Annotated in this window: 15 protein-coding genes, 1 tRNA gene and 1 pseudogene; 8 read left to right on the top strand and 9 right to left on the bottom strand. The window is 61.4% G+C overall.

Translation table 11 applies throughout. The features are described from left to right. Window position 1 precedes the first annotated feature (1 nt). From RBH77_RS00330 to RBH77_RS00320, 3 genes are all read right to left on the bottom strand, one after another. Window positions 2-904, bottom strand: a complete 903-nt coding sequence (locus tag RBH77_RS00330) for a branched-chain amino acid ABC transporter permease (protein WP_311030134.1) — start codon at window positions 902-904, stop codon at window positions 2-4. Between the two features lie 65 nt (window positions 905-969). Further along, a complete protein-coding gene (locus RBH77_RS00325; RefSeq protein ID WP_311030133.1) occupies window positions 970-2,178 on the bottom strand; it encodes an ABC transporter substrate-binding protein in 1,209 nt (402 codons plus the stop codon). A gap of 30 nt (window positions 2,179-2,208) precedes the next feature. Next, a complete protein-coding gene (locus tag RBH77_RS00320; protein WP_311030132.1) occupies window positions 2,209-2,982 on the bottom strand; it encodes an SDR family NAD(P)-dependent oxidoreductase in 774 nt (257 codons plus the stop codon). Window positions 2,983-3,134: 152 nt separating this feature from the next. Here RBH77_RS00320 and RBH77_RS00315 point away from each other — a divergent pair, with 152 nt between their 5' ends. Together RBH77_RS00315 and RBH77_RS00310 are read left to right on the top strand one after the other, a co-directional pair. Beyond that, window positions 3,135-3,857 carry a GntR family transcriptional regulator gene (locus RBH77_RS00315; RefSeq protein ID WP_311030131.1) on the top strand — a complete coding sequence of 241 codons (723 nt, stop codon included), beginning with the start codon at window positions 3,135-3,137 and terminating at the stop codon, window positions 3,855-3,857. 511 nt (window positions 3,858-4,368) lie between these two features. Beyond that, entirely contained in the window at window positions 4,369-5,001 is a 633-nt protein-coding gene (locus tag RBH77_RS00310; RefSeq protein ID WP_311030130.1) for a hypothetical protein, read from the top strand. Between the two features lie 2,079 nt (window positions 5,002-7,080). Here RBH77_RS00310 and RBH77_RS00305 read toward each other — a convergent pair. Both RBH77_RS00305 and RBH77_RS00300 read right to left on the bottom strand, forming a co-directional pair. Beyond that, window positions 7,081-7,156, bottom strand: a tRNA-Ala gene (locus tag RBH77_RS00305). 250 nt (window positions 7,157-7,406) lie between these two features. Next, entirely contained in the window at window positions 7,407-7,799 is a 393-nt protein-coding gene (locus RBH77_RS00300; protein ID WP_311030129.1) for a TIGR02300 family protein, read from the bottom strand. Window positions 7,800-8,073: 274 nt separating this feature from the next. On the opposite strand from RBH77_RS00300, the gene aroA reads away from it, so the two are divergent. After that, the gene (aroA, locus tag RBH77_RS00295; protein ID WP_311030128.1) at window positions 8,074-9,426 is read left to right on the top strand and encodes a 3-phosphoshikimate 1-carboxyvinyltransferase; all 1,353 of its coding nucleotides are present in this window, start codon (window positions 8,074-8,076) and stop codon (window positions 9,424-9,426) included. Window positions 9,427-10,304: 878 nt separating this feature from the next. Here aroA and RBH77_RS00290 read toward each other — a convergent pair. The 4 genes and pseudogenes from RBH77_RS00290 to RBH77_RS00280 form a co-directional block, all read right to left on the bottom strand. Continuing rightward, entirely contained in the window at window positions 10,305-10,907 is a 603-nt protein-coding gene (locus RBH77_RS00290; protein WP_311030127.1) for a nucleotidyltransferase family protein, read from the bottom strand. 55 nt (window positions 10,908-10,962) lie between these two features. After that, on the bottom strand, window positions 10,963-11,178 hold the full coding sequence (locus RBH77_RS00285) for a helix-turn-helix domain-containing protein (RefSeq protein WP_371832902.1): 216 nt from the start codon (window positions 11,176-11,178) through the stop codon (window positions 10,963-10,965). Window positions 11,179-11,202: 24 nt separating this feature from the next. Next, window positions 11,203-11,304, bottom strand: a pseudogene (locus RBH77_RS23940) (type II toxin-antitoxin system RelE/ParE family toxin); the annotation flags it as partial. 155 nt (window positions 11,305-11,459) lie between these two features. Continuing rightward, window positions 11,460-11,879, bottom strand: coding sequence for a GNAT family acetyltransferase (locus tag RBH77_RS00280; RefSeq protein WP_311030126.1), 420 nt, complete (start codon window positions 11,877-11,879; stop codon window positions 11,460-11,462). A gap of 145 nt (window positions 11,880-12,024) precedes the next feature. Between RBH77_RS00280 and cmk the strand changes: the two genes are divergently transcribed. The 5 genes from cmk to RBH77_RS00255 all read left to right on the top strand — a co-directional run bounded on the left by cmk (window position 12,025) and on the right by RBH77_RS00255 (window position 19,333). After that, complete coding sequence (gene cmk / locus RBH77_RS00275; protein WP_311030125.1) at window positions 12,025-12,675, top strand: (d)CMP kinase; 651 nt, start codon at window positions 12,025-12,027, stop codon at window positions 12,673-12,675. A gap of 217 nt (window positions 12,676-12,892) precedes the next feature. Next, complete coding sequence (rpsA, locus tag RBH77_RS00270) at window positions 12,893-14,599, top strand: 30S ribosomal protein S1 (RefSeq protein ID WP_311030124.1); 1,707 nt, start codon at window positions 12,893-12,895, stop codon at window positions 14,597-14,599. Between the two features lie 181 nt (window positions 14,600-14,780). Next, window positions 14,781-15,959: a 2Fe-2S iron-sulfur cluster-binding protein gene (locus RBH77_RS00265; RefSeq protein ID WP_311030123.1), complete on the top strand. Its 1,179-nt coding sequence runs from the start codon at window positions 14,781-14,783 to the stop codon at window positions 15,957-15,959. Further along, window positions 15,956-18,244, top strand: a complete 2,289-nt coding sequence (locus RBH77_RS00260; RefSeq protein ID WP_311030122.1) for a mechanosensitive ion channel domain-containing protein — start codon at window positions 15,956-15,958, stop codon at window positions 18,242-18,244. Before RBH77_RS00265 ends, RBH77_RS00260 begins: the two co-directional genes overlap by 4 nt. Before the next feature lie 114 nt (window positions 18,245-18,358). Beyond that, the gene (locus tag RBH77_RS00255) at window positions 18,359-19,333 is read left to right on the top strand and encodes a complex I NDUFA9 subunit family protein (RefSeq protein WP_311030121.1); all 975 of its coding nucleotides are present in this window, start codon (window positions 18,359-18,361) and stop codon (window positions 19,331-19,333) included. Window positions 19,334-19,335 lie beyond the last annotated feature (2 nt).

Below are 19,335 nucleotides of genomic sequence, written 5' to 3'. Positions count from 1 at the left end.
CTCAGACCTTCTTCATCTGGACACGTCCGCCGAAAAGGCCCTGCGGACGCAGCACGAGGACGATCATGATCGCCACGAAGGGCGCGAGCACGATGGCGTTCGAGGAAATGAACAGTCCGACGAGGTTCTCGACGATCCCGATGACGAAACCGCCGACCACGGCGCCGGGAAGGCTGGTGAATCCGCCGACGATCGCCGCCGCGAAGCCGAGGATCACGATGTGGCCCATGTCGGCGGTCATCAAAAGCTTCGGCGCGATCAGGATAGCCGCGATGGCGGAGATCGCGCCGGAAAAGCCCCAGACCATCATCTTCATCCTGTTGAGATCGACACCGACCAGCGCCGCGGCGCGCTCGTTCATGCCCATCGCGCGCATGGCGCGGCCGAGCTTTGTGAAGTTGAACATCAGGAAGAAGGCGATCATGACTGCGACGGCGGTGCCGAAGATCACCAGATCGAGGATGGTGACGGAGGCCTGGCCGATCATGACGGACTGGGTGGACACCATCGACGGAAAGGTGCGGGGCGTATCGCCGAACCCGGTGTTCCGGACTATTCCCTTGAGGAAATACGACAGTCCGAGCGTCGCGATGACCAGATTGATCGGACTTCCCTTTGAGCGCCAGACCCTATCGAGGACGACGCGCTGGAAGAAGGCCGCCCCGAGGAACAGGAGTATGACCGTTGCGGGAATAGCCACAGCCTGCGGCACGGCTTCGAACACGACGAGAAAAAGAGCGAGGTAGCCGCCTGCCATATAGAGCTCCCCCTGCGCGAAGTTCGGCACCTCGGAGGTCTTGAAGATGATCACCAGGGCAAGCGCTATCAGCGCATAGATGCTGCCGACGACGAGGCCGGAGGCGATACCCTGCTGCAGAAACAGGAGAACGATATCGAGCGTCATGGCAGGTCACCATCACCTTGGGAAAGTGCGCGCCGGACAGGCTCCGGCCCGGCGCGCTTTGGCCGTCAGCCCTTGTACTGCCAGAGGTTGGTGTAGACGCCGGGAATGCGCGTCGTGGTCTTGCCGTCGAATTTCATGTAGATCGTGGATTCCTGGCCGGCGCGATCCGTCGGGCCGAATTCGATGGGCCCCGCCATGACCTTCGTGTCCACCTTCAGGGTCTTCAGGACTTCGACGACCTTCTCCCGGGTAAGGTCCTTGCCGGCGGCCTTCAGCGCTTCGACCACCGTCATCGCCGAAGCCACGCCATAGGGCATGTAGGCCTGCGGGTGGTCGGGCTTGGCGGCCAGCTCGGGATACGCCTTCTTGTACATGTCGTAGACCCACTGGAGCTTCGGCCCTCCGGGAACGTCGGCCAGGACTTCCTGCGTGTAGAAGTTCTTCAGAGCGTCTGGCCCTCCCACATTGTCGACAAGCTGGCCGAGATTGGCCGTCCCGGTGACGGTCAGCACGATCGGCTTGTCGAAACCGAGTTCGCGGGCCTTCTTGATGATCAGCGCGGCCGGTCGTGCGTAGGTGAGAAGCACCAGCGCGTCCGGATTGGCGGCCTTCAGCTTCAGCATCGGCGCCGTGACATCGGTGATCGTGGGATTGATCGATTCCACCGCCAGTTCCGTGCCGGTCTTCTCAGCCATGAATTTCGCGGCTTCGAGGTTCCAGCTTCCGTAGGCGTCGTCATGATTGACGTAGGCGATCTTTTTCGCCTTCAGCTGCTCCGCGGCGAACTGGATCACCGAGCCACCCGCTGCGTGCTGCGATATGGAGAAGGCGCCGTAGATATAATCGGTCGGCGGATAAAGCGCTCCGTCTCCGGATGCATTGAGCATCAACATCGGGATCTTGTTGCGGACCACATAGTCCTTGGCCGCCATGGTCGCCGCTGAGCAGGAACCGCCATTCAGCAGGAAGACATTGTCCTGCTCAACGAGCTTCTTCACCGCCGCGACGAGGTCGTTGGCGTTGCAGCGCGTGTCTTCGACGGTGTATTCGATCTTGCGGCCGTTGATGCCGCCATCGGCATTCACCTTGTCGTAGTACATCTTGGCGGCGTTCACGACGTCGAAGCCATAGGCCATCGCCGGGCCCGAGAGCGGGGCGAAGATGCCGATCTTCACCGACGTGTCGGTGACGCCCGGGTCCTGGGCCATTGCCGGCCCCGTGGCGAGAGCGAGGCTCGCCAATGCGCCGACGACGATTGCATTCCATTTCGACATTTCATTTCCTCCCTTGGATTGCCGACGAGATCACTGCATCCGGTAGCCGCCATTGACGTCGATGACCGTGCCGGTCAGGTAACCGGCTCCTGGAGAGACCAGGAAGCGCACGGCCTGCGCGACGTCTTCCGGCTGACCGATACGGCCGAGCGGAATGCTCGCGGCCACCGGATCGTCATTGGCGGGATCGAGTGAAAGGCGCAGCATCGGCGCATCGATGATGCCCGGAGCCACCGAATTCACGCTGACTTGCTTTTCCGCCAGTTCGCGCGCGAGCGCCTTCGTGAAGCCGAGAACGGCCGCCTTGCTGGCGATGTAGGCTGCGCTGGAGCGGAAGCCGCCGAGCTGCGCCGCCACCGACGAGATAGTGACGATGCGAGGATGCGTCGCCGCGTCCGGAACCTCGCGCGCATATTCGCGGCAGCAGAGGAACACGCCGCGGGAATTGACCGCCTGGGTATGCTCCCAGTCCTCGAGCGGTGTTTCGGCGATCGGCTTGCGGCTTCCGTCAGGTCTCAAAAGCAGGATGCCCGCCGCTGTGACGAGCACGGACACCGGACCCAAGGCGGTCCGTACTTCCCTGAACAGGCTGGTTACGGAAACCTCGTCCGAGACGTCCGCCGCGTAGCCGACATGACCCTCGCCGCCAAGCCCCGCGGCCACGGCACTCGCGCGTTCGATGTTGCGGTCGACCACGGCGACACGCAGTCCGTCGGCGGCGAGCGCCTCGCAGATGGCGCGGCCGATGCCACCGGTCCCGCCGGTAACGATGGCAATGCGCCGGTCCGGCTGATGGTTCACCACGACGCCCTTCCTCCGGGGCCTGCATCCACCATCCACTTCCTTGTGGGCAGATCCAGGATTGGATAAAATTATGTTGCCTCAACATCATCTACGGCCGAGAATGTCAAGACGGATGCGTCATTGGGTTTAATATTTTATCCAGAAAGAGCTGTATGAAGCCGTCCACCACCTCTCGCGATGTCGCCGATGCGCTTCGGGAGCGCATCCTTGTCGGTCAGATCGCGCCGGGAACAAAACTTCACCAGACGCCGCTGTCCGATGAAATGGGCTTTTCGCGAACCCCAGTCCGCGAAGCGCTGGCAAACCTGACGAAGGAGGGGCTTCTCGAATATAGGCCCAACCGGGGCTACTCCGTGCGCGCCTTCTCGCTGGCGGAGGTGGTCGCAGCCTTCGAGGTCCGCGCCAGGCTGGAGGCGCTTGCATGCAGCCTGTGCGCGCGCCGGGGACTATCCAAGGCCACGCTTGACCGATTGTGGGGATACGTACGAAGCGGCGACGAGATCCTCGCCAGCGGACGGCTCGACCCGGCCGATCTCGTGCCCTACCGCAAGATGAATGTGGAATTCCACGACACGATCATCGGTGCCTCGGAGAATCATTGGTTACGCGAATTCGTACGTCAGACACACAACGTGCCGCTGGCCTCCGACCGGATCATCCTCTGGAACGATTATCACATCATCAAGCGTTCACACGACGACCACCGGCGCATAACCGAAGCGATCGCAGAGCGGGACGCAGCGCGCGCCGACTATCTGATGACCGAGCATGTCACCTTTGCCGGGCAGGTGCTCCGAAACCATCTTTCCGAAGTGAGCGAGGGTCAACGGCTTTTTCCTGACGGCGTACCGCGAGACGAAACGGATAAGCCATGAACGAAAACTTGTCGCGACTAATCGGCCTTGCATCCGCGGCTTTGAAGAAGTTTCGGCATTGCGTTGGGTCGAAGGAACAGCAGGTGTCGCCGAGGGCGTCGCAAAGGGCCTCGAAGGTTCCGGCTCTACCTGCGGCTGCGCTTTTTCTCCGCTCTCCCGGAGTCAAGGCTTTGTACCGGTCATCGCGGCAAAACCTTGAAACCAAGGATTCTTGGCGATTTCAACGGCTTATAAGGAAGCTGGTGGACCGAAACGGAGCAATCTCGAACCATCGTGACGAGCTTTTCGGCGAGCTTAAGGGATGGGCAGTCCTTCTCGAAGCGCTCTCCGTCCATCTATGGTCCCTTGATGAAGAAACAGGCGAATCCTGAACTCCGATCAGACTTGAAGACAAGGTGAATTTGGTGGGTGAAGCGGAATAGAAGCGAGAACTCTGAAAACATGTGGGATAGGGATGCGTAATACTGAGCAAGCCGCATAATATCCGCATTGACGGACAAGGGGGTTGAAAATGGGTGAATTGATAGGAATGGCAATCGATCTGCAGTTGATCATTGCTGCGGGTTATTTGGGATATCGAATCTCTATGGCTGGGACGGGTGACGTCGACCGCACCGAGGATGTGATATTCAAAGTCTTGGTTTTTGGACTTGTAGGGCGCCTTGCGGCTGAAGCAGTTCGATGGCTGACGTTTTCCCTCTGCCCAGATTTGTTCACTATCGGTCTTCCGGTCGCCGTCCTGAAGGGAGCGGTCGTGATCGCAGCTGCGGTTGGAATTGCTCTGTATTGGAGGGGATGGGGCAGCGATTTAGTGTCCCGCTGCATGAAGAGGATGCAGGTCTACGAAGATGACCATCAGCCATCAGCATGGCGTTCAATAACCAACGCAAAAAGGACGTGGGATTATGCGCAGGTCCATTTGACGGACGGGCGAATACTTGAGGCGGATTTTGCACAAGTGCCGAACGATGTGCCGGTCAACAAAATTACGCTAAACGAAGACGGAGTTGCGCTGTATGTCACCAAAGTTATCCGCGCCGATGACACGGAACTGCTATTTGAGAAACCGAACAGTGTCGGCGCCTCAATCATATCGTACATTCCGCGTACTCAGATATCGCAGATCGATATTCGCTGGAGATAACCTAACGACGTGGCTTGTCGGGCGGCGTTGCGCCTGATCCCGTTGTTTCTGGCCGTGTCGCCGGTTTTGCGGAATCCTGTTCGCCTCCCGGCCGAGACGTGACAACAGTGGGCCTCGCCGCTGTTGTCGTCGTCGTTTGTGTAGGACGGCGGCCGACCGATTTCTTTGTCATCTGGTGCCCTCACCATCATTTTGCGTGGCGCCGAACTGAACAACGGGAACTGCGTCAGCACGGCTACGATCGGCTTCCGATGCCCACACACACCATTGGCTTACAGGGATATCGTTTTGGCTACGATCCATGCATCCGCCCGCGAGGAGGTTACCGAAAACATAGTCGAATGAATTGGGGGTCTGCGGTCGATCAAATCGTAGCAATGCCCTGTCCGGCGCCAAATACAGGACGCGCTCCGTGCGTTCAGCGTAGCCGCTCGACGGGAAACTATCGTCACCATAAACAGGTTCGATCAGCCATTCCGTTCCATACGAGACACACGGAATCCGTCCGTCCGTAATTAGATATGAAGGCCGATCAACAGACGGAGACCGTAGTATTCCTAAGAGGAACTGTCCCCCGTCGCGCACTTCCAAAGTGACGCAGATCGCATACTCTCCGCGAAGGGGCATGCGATAAAGCTCGCCAGGTTGCGTGTCAGATACCGACTTATGATTTAACTTGGACAGAAGAACTGCCATCATCCCCTCCGCTAAAACCCGCATGCAAAATGCGCGGCACCGCGGCGAGCGTCAACCCTTGACTCCTTACGGAATATGTTCCCTTTCTGTTCCTTATGCCGGAGCAATATTATCCGAAGCGCAAAGGAGCGTTTACGCTGTCGCACGCCAGCCAACACGGCGCGCTTATTCGCGTGACGTGCAAGCGCCATAACAATACCCGCTACTATCGGCCCGGTGATCTCCTGCAGCTATTTGGCGACGTGCCGGTTGACGATTTAGAATACCGGATGCGCTGCGAACAATGCGAGCCAGGCAGCCGGCCGGAGGTAGAGCCGGCCTATCCGTCGATAGCGGAATTAGAGGCCATGACGGTGCGCAGATTGGACGGCGTGCGATGGGTGCGGCGCATAACGTGGCGCGATGAGAAGGGCATATAGTAGAGGCGTGGCGCGCGTGAGCGGGTGCTAACGGTTGCGGCTGTTGCCGCGGGGCGTTGGCTTGGTATTATCGCGGCTGGCATAAAGTTGTGGGGGCGGGTATGACCGTAATTGAACGGTGCGGCCGGATTTTCCAATTTATCTTCGGGGGCGTTTTTGTCCTCGCTGGTCTTGCTATCATCGGCTTGCAGATTTTCGCCTATCTGTATGACGGGAAATGGGTGCCGCTCTCTGTGGTAGGACTCGCGAGCCAGTTCGCATCGTCTCCATGGCTAGCGGACCCACATACCTGGGTCGGTGTTCACAAAATACTAGAATTTATCCCAGCGTCATTTTCCCTAATGGCGATCGGCATATTTATCTGGTGTGCCGAATAAAGCACCAGCCCGCTTCCTGAAAGGGAGGCGGGTTCCTTCATTATCGCGCACTATCCTAATGCTCTGAAGATAATCGCGCCGGCACCAACGGAGAAAAGAAAAGCCAGCAGCCGGAATGTTTGGCTCACTAGCGGAGCCATGGACGCGTCGGGAAGTATAGCCGATAACACCGCGACGCCGATTGTACCCACCCCGCAAAAAGCGGTGAGAATAAGGCTAGCGAGAAGAATTGGATCGTTCATTTTATGTCCTCGAATGCCGAGGACATATTCCGCCAAGGAACTGCCCTCGACCGCGTGGGTCGATTCCAGTTCCTCAGCTCGCCACCTGCTTGCCCTGGGCGCCATATCGCCTACAGAGCAAGGCTAACCGAAGAAAATGCTGCAAACTCCTTATTTGGGATGATGCGGAGCAGGCTTCCTTTCACCCCACCGACCTGAAGCCGGCTCTGGAACTCTGGGCGCAATATGAGACTGAACGGGACGATTTGCAAGCTCCGCGATGGCGCTTCTCACAACCTTCTGGCTACAATGTGGCTACAAAATTTATAGCCAGTTTCCAGATTACTGCTAACTTATTGAATTTATTGGTGGAGCCAATCGGAATCGAACCGACGACCTCTTGAATGCCATTCAAGCGCTCTCCCAACTGAGCTATGGCCCCACTCGGCCGAGCCGCGTTTCGGCCCGGCGGACAGAAGCGCGGGATGGGGCCCGCGCCATATGAAGGCGGCTTCTAAACCGGCGGTCCGGCGAGATCAAGCCCCGGCCGCCGGCTTTTCTCCCGCGATGTCGCGCGGGCCGCCCGCTTGAAGCGCATCGCGATCTTTCGGATACGCTCTTCGCGCCTTAGCTTCTTGGTTTCGCGCATGTCTTCACCCCGAAAGCTGTTCCGGCTTTCGGGGAGACATGCCTCAGCTTTCCTCGTCGTCTCCGCCGACGCCGATGATGTCGGAAACATCGTCGTCGTCCTCTTCCTCTTCCTCCAGGAAGGTATCGTCGTCCTCGTCGCCGAGGTCGACCTCTTCGTCGTCGTCACCGAGATCGACGGTGTCGTCGGACTTGCCGGACGCCTCCTCGTCGGCCTCCTCGAGCGAGACGGTCTCGGTATCGGCCTCCTCCTCGTCGAGCTCCTTGGTTTCCACCTCTTCCTCCTCCTCGACGGCATTGTCGCTTTCCGTCTCGAAATAGGAGCGCGGATAGCTCTTGCCGGTATAGGGGGAAACGATCGGATCCTTGTTCAGGTCGTAGAATTTGCGCCCGGTTTCCGGGTCGATGCGTTTTGTGCCAAGTTCAGGTTTCGCCACGGTTCTGCCTCGTCGTCTCTGGTGCGCTTAGCGGTCGCGCCGGCCGCCCGCAGACGGGTTGGGGACGGCAACAGGGTTTCTGAAAAGTCCGGTCCCCATATCCACATCGGGCGGCTGTGTCAAAGCCTATCGAACGAAGCGCCGACAGCGGGCGGAACCGGGCGGATTTGAGGGTGAAACCCGATTGTGATCGAGGGGTGACCGCTAGCCGAAGCCGTGTTAGGGAACCGCGCCCGCAAGGGATGCCGCAACCCGGAAAAACACCGCCACCGCCATGACCCATCAAGCGCCGCCGCGCCCTGCCGTCTCGCGCCGTTCCGCCGGCCTTTCCGGACATGTCCGGGTGCCTGGCGACAAGTCGATCTCGCACCGCTCCTTCATGTTCGGCGGCCTTGCTGCGGGCGAGACGCGCATCAGCGGCTTGCTCGAAGGCGAGGATGTCATGCGCACCGGCGAGGCGATGAAGGCAATGGGCGCTGTCATCGGCAAGGAAGGCGACGAATGGGTGATCCGCGGCACCGGCAACGGCGCGTTGCTGGAGCCGATCGCGCCGCTCGATTTCGGCAATGCCGGCACGGGCTCGCGGCTGACGATGGGCCTCGTCGGTGCCTATGACATGGAGACGACGTTCATCGGCGACGCCTCGCTGTCGAAGCGCCCCATGGGCCGCGTGCTGGATCCGCTCAGACAGATGGGCGTGCAGGTCGTGAAGGCGGCCGAAGGCGACCGCATGCCGATCACGCTGCACGGCCCAAAGGCGACCGCGCCGATCGTCTATCGCGTCCCGATGGCGTCCGCCCAGGTCAAGTCGGCCGTCCTGCTCGCGGGCTTGAACACGCCGGGCGTCACCACGGTCGTCGAGCCGGTGATGACGCGCGATCACACCGAAAAGATGCTTCGGGGCTTCGGCGCCGAACTGGAAATAGAGACCGATCAGGAAGGCGCGCGGCATATCCGCCTCCAGGGCCAGGGTAAACTCACCGGCCGCGCCATCGTCGTGCCGGGCGACCCGTCTTCCGCCGCCTTTCCGCTTGTTGCGGCGCTCATCGTGCCGGGCTCCGACATTATTATAGAGAACGTGCTGATGAACCCGACCCGCACTGGCCTCATTACCACGCTTCTCGAAATGGGCGCTTCGATCGAGTTCCTGAACGGTCGCGACGCCGGCGGCGAGGATGTCGCCGATCTCCGCGTCATGCATTCCGAGCTTCGCGGCGTGACCGTGCCGGCCGAGCGTGCGCCCTCCATGATCGACGAATATCCGGTGCTGGCTATGGCGGCCGCCTTCGCCGAGGGCCAGACGCTGATGCAGGGGCTCGACGAATTGCGCGTCAAGGAAAGCGACCGCCTCGCCGCCGTGGCGCGCGGACTGGAAGGCAACGGCGTCGACTGCACGGAAGGTAAGGACTTTTTGGCCGTGCGCGGCCGTCCCGGCGGCAAGGGCCTCGGCGGCTCGGGTGGGGAGAGGGCGGTAGCCACCCATCTCGACCACCGTATCGCCATGAGCTTCCTCGTGCTCGGCCTGGCGGCCGAAAAGCCGGTGACCGTCGATGACGCCAACATGATCGCGACCTCCTTTCCGGAATTCATGGGGCTGATGCGAGATTTGGGCGCGGAGATCGGGTAGGGGCATTTCCTCAAAGCCGGAGAGGCTTCCGCCCCTTCGCACCCCCCTCTGTCCTGCCGGACATCGCCCCCTCAAGGGGGGAGATCAGCCGGCCGTGCCGCTTACACCCTTTCCTTCAGCTTTGAAGGTTTGCGGAAGCGGTGATGCCAGCCAATCTCCCCCCTTGAGGGGGAGATGTCCGGCAGGACAGAGGGGGGTGCGAAGGGGCTGTGATCTTTCCGTATCTATCATTGCACACGCTCCGTCCTCGCCACGCTGCCCTTCGGCCCTGGCCATTGTCAAAGAACGGACCTTCAGGAACGAAGGTCGGGAAAGACGGGCGGCCGCAGGCTCGCTCATCTAGTAAATTACGTGCGACCTTGCGGCCGCCCGTCCGGCGATTTCTGTTCCCGCCTGTTCCGCTGCTCCCCGAGCCTCACCCTGAACCTGCCGAAGGGTAGTCACTCCGAACAGGTTCAGCGCTCGTCCCGGGGTCTGTGTACCTTCTACCGGCACGCAGGGGTCATAGTGCCCCCAGGGGAACCTCCAGACGGAACCTCCCCGGCCATGATGTCGCGTCGGCATCAAGGCGGAGGCGCCGGCTCCTCCCCACGCAATCACCGTCATGATCGGTGTTCCCGATGGGAGGAACTGACGGGGATTATGAAGGAAGGGCGGGAGGCGTGAAGAAATCCGGTTTGCGAAAAGTCCGAAGGCGGCCAAAGTGGCTGTTTTGAAAGCGGATTTTCTGACGGCAATGGCTCTGTGGCCGAATTTCGTCCACGGTATAAGCAGCAGTCCTTTTCATATTTGCTCAATAGCTGGCGTCAGCGATGGCGGCCGCCATCAACCTTGGGCGGAAAACGCCCGTTCAGGTTATCGTAAAGTCTGTCGCGTGCTTAGAATTTTGCAGCTGACTTCTGCGACGGATCGGCATCCCACTCGATGATCGTAAGATTCGGCCATATCTTGATCCATCGCGAGATTTTCGCCTCGTAGATTTCGCGCCTGATCTGCTTCTTGTTTGGTCTGACGACGGCCCTAAGCAGATCATCGACACCGAAAGGAGCACTCAGTCGCAGACCGTGGGGTGATTTCCGTAGGCCGATTGCGGTTGCTGTTGTTGGAAACGTCGTGATGGCATCAACTGTCGAGGTGTAGGGGGTAATCGCAGAGCCGAATTTGGCCGCGTACCACAGGTGTACGCGAGCTTCGTTTTTCACGTCGATCCATACCGGCAGATGCGAAAAAGCCTTTCTGATTCTAGCCGCATGTCGCGCCTCGGTGCCTTGGGAAAGATCGTGCGGCTCAAAATAGACGATATCGACATCGGAAATCCCGTAGGCCAACGGCAGGTTGAAAACATGGTTCCAAACGGTTTGAGCGAGAGAACCAGCGACCAACCAGCAATCGGGCAGTTCGAGTTTTTCCCAGTCTTCAATGATCGGAGCGAGAAGAGGGCTTTCCAACAAGATGGAGTGAAGGCTTTCGTACTGGCTCAACGGTACCTTCCCTCTCGTATCGCAAATGTCCCGATTTTCGTGACACACCTTGGGATTACGCTGTCTCTCTTACCCGGATTTCAATATCCAGATGCGCGGCGGCAGCGATGTTGACGAGCGCGTCAAGCGAGAACTTGGCGAGCTTGCCGCGCAGCAGATCATTGGTGCGGGGTCGCGTCAGACCGAGCCGCCTAGCGGCTTCCTCCTGAGAAATGTCCCAACGCTGAACCGCCTTACGAATCTCGTAGAGCAGCGCCGAGCGCGCTTTCAAGTTTGCGGCCTCCTGTTGCGTGTCAGCCAGGTCGAGATCTTTCTTTGATGTGGCCTGTGTCTTCTTCTGGAACGCATGAAGCACCAAAACGCGGTCTTCCAATACCGCCAGATAGATGATGCAGAAGCCATTCAATCGCCTTCATGGACATAATGTATCAGTATTGATACATTTGGCCAGAGAGAAAATCGATCGTAAAAGTCAGGATTTTAGCGGCAGAAAGGCAAGAATGCGTCGCAAGCGATCGCTCGTTGACGTACCACGATAGCCAGTTTGGGAAGTTAAATCGGAAGAAGCTTACTCATGCTGATCCGTGGCTCGATCCGGTAGCCTGATCTTTCGTAGAACTGGACCGTATCGGAGTTTGACTCAACGACCTGCAGATTGACCTTGGCGCAGCCGAGAGCCGCGAGGCGACGTTCAGCCTCTACGAGCAGGTCTCGCCCGACACCACGATTTCTGTGCGAGCTCAACACCGCTATACGCGAAATCCATCCCCGATGCCCTTCATAGCCAGCCATCACGGAACCGATGACATGGTTTCCGTCGAGCGCAACTACCATCAGGTCAGGCTGGAATCGGAGTTTTTCCGCGATTGAAACGGCAGCGGCATTCCATGGCGCATCATTTGGAAATGCTTCGGCCCAGAGAGCTTCCACGCCGGAAAAGTGCTCACTGTTATAAGTCGTTATCAACACCATCAGGGATGTCCCTTACGCCACAAACTGAAAATCATTTCGACATAACAGCCGTCGCATATTTCCCAAAATCCGCGGCGCATCTTGCTGCTAAAACTTTGTCTGCGACACCCTTGCCTTTTCGCCCCCGCTCCGCTTGAAGCACCTCATGACATTCCCCTTCGTCATCGCCATCGACGGGCCGGCCGCTTCCGGCAAGGGCACCATGGCCCGCCGCATCGCGGGGGAATATGGCTTCGTCCATCTCGACACCGGGCTCACCTATCGCGCCGTCGCCAAGGCGCTCATCGATGAGGCGCTGCCGCTCGACGATGAGAAATTGGCGGAGGAATATGCGCGGCGGGTCGATCTTTCGACGCTTGATCGGGATGCCCTTTCCACGCATGCGGTCGGTGAAGCCGCTTCGAAGGTGGCGGTGATGCCGGCGGTGCGGCGCGCTCTGGTCGAGAAACAGCGTGAATTTTCGCGCACGCCGCCCGGCGCGGTGCTCGACGGGCGCGACATCGGCACCGTCGTCTGCCCTCAGGCGGACGTGAAGCTTTACGTCACCGCCAGCGCCGAGGTGCGTGCAGCGCGGCGCACGGACGAGATCGTTTCAAGGGGAGGCGTGGCGGATGCGGCCGCGATCCTGGAGGACATACGCCGTCGCGACGAGCGCGACATGAACCGGGCCGACTCGCCGCTCAAGCCCGCGCCCGACGCGCACTTGCTCGATACGAGCGAAATGGATATAGAGACCGCGTTCCGGGCGGCGAAAGCCTATGTAGACGAGGCGCTCGCCAAGCGGAACGGCGGTTGAGCGGCAGGCGGCGCATCCTTATCTAAGAGGTGCGGTCCGCCTTTGGCGTTTGGACCGTCAAGCCGGCTTTCCTCTGTTCCACATGCGCCGAAGATGCCCCTCGAAGATATCCGATGAGGCATCGGCCCGAAGGGCCGGAACGGAGGGAAGCCAACGCAACACGAACCAAGGCGCCGCTCCCCAGGGCTACGACCCGAGGGGCTTTTCAGGAGAACATATGTCAGTTGCAAATCCGACCCGCGACGATTTCGCGAGCATGCTCGAAGATTCCTTCTCGGAAGGTCATTCCGCGGAAGGCCAGGTCGTCAAGGGTATCGTAACGGCCATTGAAAAGGACATGGCCATCATCGACGTCGGCCTCAAGGTCGAGGGCCGCGTCCCGCTGAAGGAATTCGGCGTCAAGGGTAAGGACGGCGAGTTGAACCCCGGCGACACCGTCGAGGTCTATGTCGAGCGCATCGAGAACGCGCTTGGCGAAGCCATGCTGTCGCGCGAGAAGGCGCGCCGCGAGGAGAGCTGGGTCCGGCTCGAAGAGAAATTCAACAAGGGCGAGCGCGTCGAAGGCATCATCTTCAACCAGGTCAAGGGCGGCTTCACCGTCGATCTCGACGGCGCCGTGGCCTTCCTGCCGCGCAGCCAGGTCGACATCCGCCCGATCCGCGACGTCACCCCGCTGATGCACAACCCGCAGCCCTTCGAGATCCTCAAGATGGATCGCCGCCGCGGCAACATCGTCGTGTCGCGCCGCACCGTGCTCGAGGAGAGCCGCGCCGAGCAGCGCTCGGAGATCGTGCAGAACCTCGAAGAAGGCCAGGTGGTCGAGGGCGTGGTCAAGAACATCACCGACTACGGCGCGTTCGTGGACCTCGGCGGCATCGACGGCCTGCTCCATGTCACCGACATGGCCTGGAGGCGCGTCAACCATCCGACCGAGATCCTCAATATCGGCCAGACGGTGAAGGTGCAGATCATCCGCATCAACCAGGAAACCCACCGCATCTCGCTCGGCATGAAGCAGCTCGAGGCGGATCCGTGGGAAGGCATCGGCGCCAAGTACCCGATCGGCAAGCGCATCACCGGCACGGTGACCAACATCACCGATTACGGCGCCTTCGTCGAACTGGAGCCCGGCATCGAGGGCCTGATTCACGTTTCGGAAATGTCGTGGACGAAGAAGAACGTGCACCCCGGCAAGATCCTGTCGACGACGCAGGAAGTCGACGTGGTCGTGCTCGAGGTCGATCCGGCCAAGCGCCGCATCTCGCTCGGCTTGAAGCAGACGCTCGAGAACCCGTGGGAGGCATTCGCCCATAACCATCCGGTCGGCTCCCAGGTCGAGGGCGAGGTCAAGAACAAGACCGAGTTCGGCCTGTTCATCGGGCTGGATGGTGACGTGGACGGCATGGTGCACCTCTCCGACCTCGACTGGACGCGTCCGGGCGAGCAGGTCATCGAGGAGTACAATCGCGGCGACATGGTCAAGGCGCAGGTGCTCGACGTCGATATCGAGAAGGAGCGCATCTCGCTCGGCATCAAGCAGTTGCAGGCCGACAAGGCCGGCGACGCGGCGGCTTCGGGCGAGCTCAGGAAGAACGCCGTCGTCACCTGCGAGGTCATCGCGGTGAAGGATGGCGGCCTCGAGGTCCGGCTCGTCGAGAGCGGGCTCGAAACCTTCATCAAGCGCTCCGATCTGTCGCGCGACCGTGACGAGCAGCGTCCCGATCGCTTCGCCGTCGGCCAGAAGGTGGACGCCCGCGTCATCTCCTTCGACAAGAAGACCCGCAAGCTCACCGTCTCGATCAAGGCACTGGAGATCGCGGAAGAAAAGCAGGCGGTCGCCCAGTACGGCTCGACCGATTCGGGCGCTTCGCTGGGAGACATCCTCGGCGCCGCGCTGAAGAAGCAAGGCGGCGACAAGGAATAATTCCTTCGCCGCATCGCGTGAAACCAGAACCCCGCCGGAGCGATCCGGCGGGGTTTTTGCATCCATACCCGATGCGCTCGGGCACAGTATCCTTGCGAGCGCCACCTGTTCTTCGGGATGATTGCATCCCGACACATTTGCCGAGATAATCGGCCCCGGTTCGGGGGAACTGGACAGACGGATGACAAGGCGTCTCAGGATCGCGACCGGCCTGGTGCTGTTCGTCTATGTCGCGTTCCATCTCGTGAACGTGTCGCTCGGCCTCTATTCCGTCGGATTGATGGATGCGGCCCGGCCTTATTTCCAGGGTTTCTGGACGAGCATTCCCGGCGTGGCGCTGCTTGCGCTTGCCTTCACGACGCACGCCGCGCTCGGGCTGCACGCGCTCTTCTGGCGCAATACCTTCCGGATGACGCGGCTCGACGCGGTCCAGCTCCTCACCAGCCTTTGCATCATTCCGCTGCTTGCACCGCATGTGGTCGGCACCATAATCGCGGCGGACCTTTTCGACTACGATCCGACCTTCCGCAGCGTGCTCGGCCTGTTCTGGATCGACGTGCCGACCGAGGGCCTGCGGCAGGTCTTCACCCTCGTCTTCGTATGGGTGCACGGCGTCATCGGTCTGTTCACCTGGATGCGGGTGCAGCGCTGGTGGGGCCGGGTCTCGGCGATCCTCTATCCGCTCGCCGTCGTCATTCCTGTGCTTGCGCTGCTCGGCTTTGTTCACGCCGGCAAGGAGCTCATGGTGCCGGCTCCGGCCGCCGTCGAAGAAAGCGCCGCTCCCGCTTCCGCCGAAGCGGCAAACGACGAACAGGCAGCCCAGGCTCCCGAAGAGCCGGCGGAGATGGCGCCGAACCCTCCGCTCACGAGCGAGGCGCTGCAGCAGGCGGTCGTCACGCTCTCTCATATCAAATGGCGGGCGATCTGGTTCTTTGCCGCGCTGGTCGGGCTGACGCTGATCGGCCGCGCCATCCGGCTGAAGCATGACCATGCCAAACTGCGCATTGCCTGGGTCGGTGGACCGGAATTCACCGTGGACGCCGGGCCGAGCGTGCTGCAGATCGCGCAGATGCATCACGTCCCGCATGCGCATCTGTGCCGCGGCCGCGGACGCTGCGGCACCTGCCGTATCCGCGTGGCGGGATCGGAATTTCCCTTGCCGCCCCGCAACGACGTCGAGCGGCAGACGCTCGGGCGGCTCGAGGCCGACGATGAGGTGCGGCTTGCCTGCCAGCTTGTGCCGCATGGCGGCTGGCTGCAGGTGGAGCGCCTTGTCCCACCGGATATCCGCCCGGCGGATTTGCGCGAGAGGCGTCATTCGCCCGCGCCGGCCGGGCCTCAGCCGGAGCCGGCACAATGAGGCGCGCCTGTCCTAAGATCGTGATGATGGCGCTTGCCATCGCAATAATCTTTCCCGGCTGCATCGCCGCAACGGCGCAAGGCCTCAACCTCTTCCGCAGCAAGCCCGCCCCGTCCACCGAAGCGGCCCAACCGGCGCCGGCCGACGTTCAGGACCTGCTTCGTCTCCTGAGTGACCCTCGCATCGTCGAATGGCTGAAGCAGAACGCGGCCGCCGCGCCGCCGGCGCTACAACAAGGCGGCAACCCGGCAATGATGGCGCGTGACGAACTCATGCGCTTCCTCGGCCGGACGAAGGCACGTGCGATCGAACTCGATCATGCCAGCGAGGCGCTTCCCTCGGCCTCCATGGTGCTCCGCGATGCCTGGCAGCAGGAAATGCCCCATGGCGAGACGCTGCGCACGATAACCTATGTGGTGATCTTTCTCTTCGTGGGCGGCGGCATCGAATGGCTCTACTGGCAGTATTTCCATCCGCTCATGGTGCGCCTGGAATATCTCCGCCCGACAACGCTCTGGCGCCGCTTTGCCCAGGCGCTTGCGAGGATGGCGATAGGCGCCGGCGGCATCGCGCTTTTCGCCGTCGGCTCGCTTGGCGCCTTCCTCGCCTTCGACTGGGCGCCTTTCGTCCAGAACATGGTGGCCGGCCTGCTTGTGGCGGTCGTCACGCTCAGGATTGTCGGCGCGCTTTCGCGCTTTATCCTGGCGCCGCGTGTCTCCGACCTGCGGCTGGTGCCGCTCGACGACCGGCGTGCGCGCACCGTCCACCGCTGGATCGTGTTGGCCGCCGCGGTGACGATCTTCGGCGCGACCATCACCGACATAATCAGCAATCTCGCGATGAGCGACAGCGGCACCGCGCAGGTGCGTAGCGCCGCGCTCGCTGTCGCGGTCATCTTCGCGCTTCTCATCGCTGCCGCGCTTATCTCGATGGTCTGGCGCATCCATCGGCACCGTACCGTTCCGGCCGATCCGGGGCGCCGGGCACTCTACCGCGTCGCGCCCCTGCTTTACACCGCGCTGATCGTCGTCATCTTCCTGCTCTGGCTGATCGGCGCCTCGCAACTCATGTGGACGGTCGCCATCCTCGCACTCGTCATGCCTGTGGCGAAGGCGGTCGCGGCGCTGATCGACCATTTGTTCGATCGCGCGGAAGAGGATGCGAGGGCCGAAGCAGCCGCCGTCCCGCCTTTGCCCGAGGCCGGCGGCACACCAGAGGCCGCGGACGTGGAAGATGCCGACCGCTACGAGGTCTATCGCCCGATCGCGCGCCGGGTCGGCCGCATCGTGGTGTTGATCTCGGCCGTGGCCGCGCTCGCCTCTGCCTGGCACACCGGCTTCCTGACCCTGTCGCAGTCGCATGCCATCGCCGGCCGGCTGTTCGCTATTTTCGCGAACGTCGCGGTGACCCTCCTGATTGCCGATCTCGTCTGGGTCTGGGCCAAAACGGCCATCGATCGGCGGCTCGCGGGGTTCACTCCGCCGCAGCCGGGCGCCATGCCCGGTCCCGAGGCGCGCATGGCGACGCTCCTGCCGATCCTGCGCATGTTCCTCATGGTGACCGTACTGGTCATCGTCGCCCTTACGGTGCTTTCCTCGCTAGGCGTCAATATCGGGCCGCTGCTCGCCGGCGCCGGCGTGGTCGGTATCGCCATCGGCTTCGGCGCCCAGACGCTGGTTCGCGACATCGTATCGGGCATCTTCTTCCTGCTGGATGACGCCTTCCGTGTCGGCGAATATATCGAGGAGGGTAATCTGCGCGGCACGGTCGAGGGGATGTCGCTCCGTTCGCTGCGCGTGCGCCACCATCGTGGCGCGGTGCACACGATTCCCTTCGGCGAGCTGAAGGCGCTTACCAATTACAGCCGCGACTGGATCATCCTGAAGCTCGAATTTCGCGTGCCCTTCGATACCAATCTCGGGCTGGTGAAGAAACTCGTCAAACAGGTCAGCGCCGAATTGCTGGAGAACCCCGACTACGGACCGCATTTCATCGAACCGCTCAAATTCCAGGGCGTGCGGCGGATGGAAGAGTTCAACATGGTCATCGGCGTCAAGTTCATGACCAAGCCGAACGGGGCGCAATGGATGGTGAGGCGCGACGCCTATCAGAAGCTGCGCGATATTTTCGATCAGCACGGCATCTCCTTCGCCGAGCGCAATGTGAAGGTGGAAGTGCTGACGGACCATGTGCTCACGCCGGAAGAACAGAAGGCTGTGGCGGGGGCGGCGCAGCAAGCCGTGGAACGCGCGGAAAAACAGGCGACAGTGGCGGATACGCCGTAAACCGTGAACGCGGCATCCGCGCCCTTTGCCTTTCGGGAAAATCGGACTAAGAAAATGCCGGCAATCGCCCGCCTCGGGCGTTCGTAACGGCCGACAGACGGAGACGACAGGAAGATGATCGAGATCACCGAAACGCCGAAGCTCGTCGCAATATTCGGCGCTTCCGGATTCATCGGCCGGCATGTCGTGCGAGCCTTGGCCAAGCGCGGCTACCGCATCCGCGCCGCCGTCCGCCGCCCCGATCTCGCCGGCCATCTGCAACCGCTCGGCAATGTCGGCCAGGTCATGCCGATGCAGGCCAATCTGCGCTACCGCTGGTCGGTGGACCGGGCCGTCGAAGGCGCGGATCATGTCATCAATCTTGTCGGCATCCTGAACAAATCCGGGCGGCAGACCTTTTCGGCGATCCATGGCTTCGGCGCGCGTGCCGTCGCCGAAGCCGCGCGCGGGGCGGGCGCCGGCCTTACCCATGTCTCCGCCATCGGCGCCAGCCGCAATTCACCCTCTGCCTATGCCCGCAGCAAGGCCGAGGGCGAGCGCGCCGTCTTGGAGACAGTGAGGGACGCCGTTGTCTTCCGTCCGTCCATCGTCTTCGGGCCCGAGGATCATTTCTTCAACCGTTTTGCCGGCATGGCGCGCTATTCGCCCTTCCTTCCGCTGATCGGCGGCGGCGAGACGCGCTTCGAGCCGGTCTATGTCGGCGATGTGGCCGAGGCGATCGCGCGTTCGGTCGACGGCGATCTCAAAGGCGGCACGGTCTATGAACTCGGTGGACCGGAAGTGCTGACCTTTCGCGAATGCATGGAGGAGATGCTGCGCGTCATCGAGCGAAAGCGCATCCTCCTCAACACGCCATGGTCGATCGCCCGGATGCAGGCGGCCGTCCTCGGCCTTCTGCCGAAACCGCTGCTCACCGCCGACCAGGTGATTCAGCTCGGCATCGACAATGTCGTTTCCGAAGAGGCGAAGAAGAAAGGGCGCACGCTGGAAGGCATCGGCATCGCCGGCGAGACCGTCGGCACGATCCTGCCGAGCTATCTGTGGCGCTATCGGGTGGCCGGCCAGTTCACGCGCAAGATAGCCGCCTGAGC

The sequence above is a fragment of the Mesorhizobium koreense genome (assembly GCF_031656215.1).
Lineage (GTDB): Bacteria > Pseudomonadota > Alphaproteobacteria > Rhizobiales > Rhizobiaceae > Mesorhizobium_L > Mesorhizobium_L koreense.
This window is presented reverse-complemented; position numbering and strand designations above follow the sequence as displayed.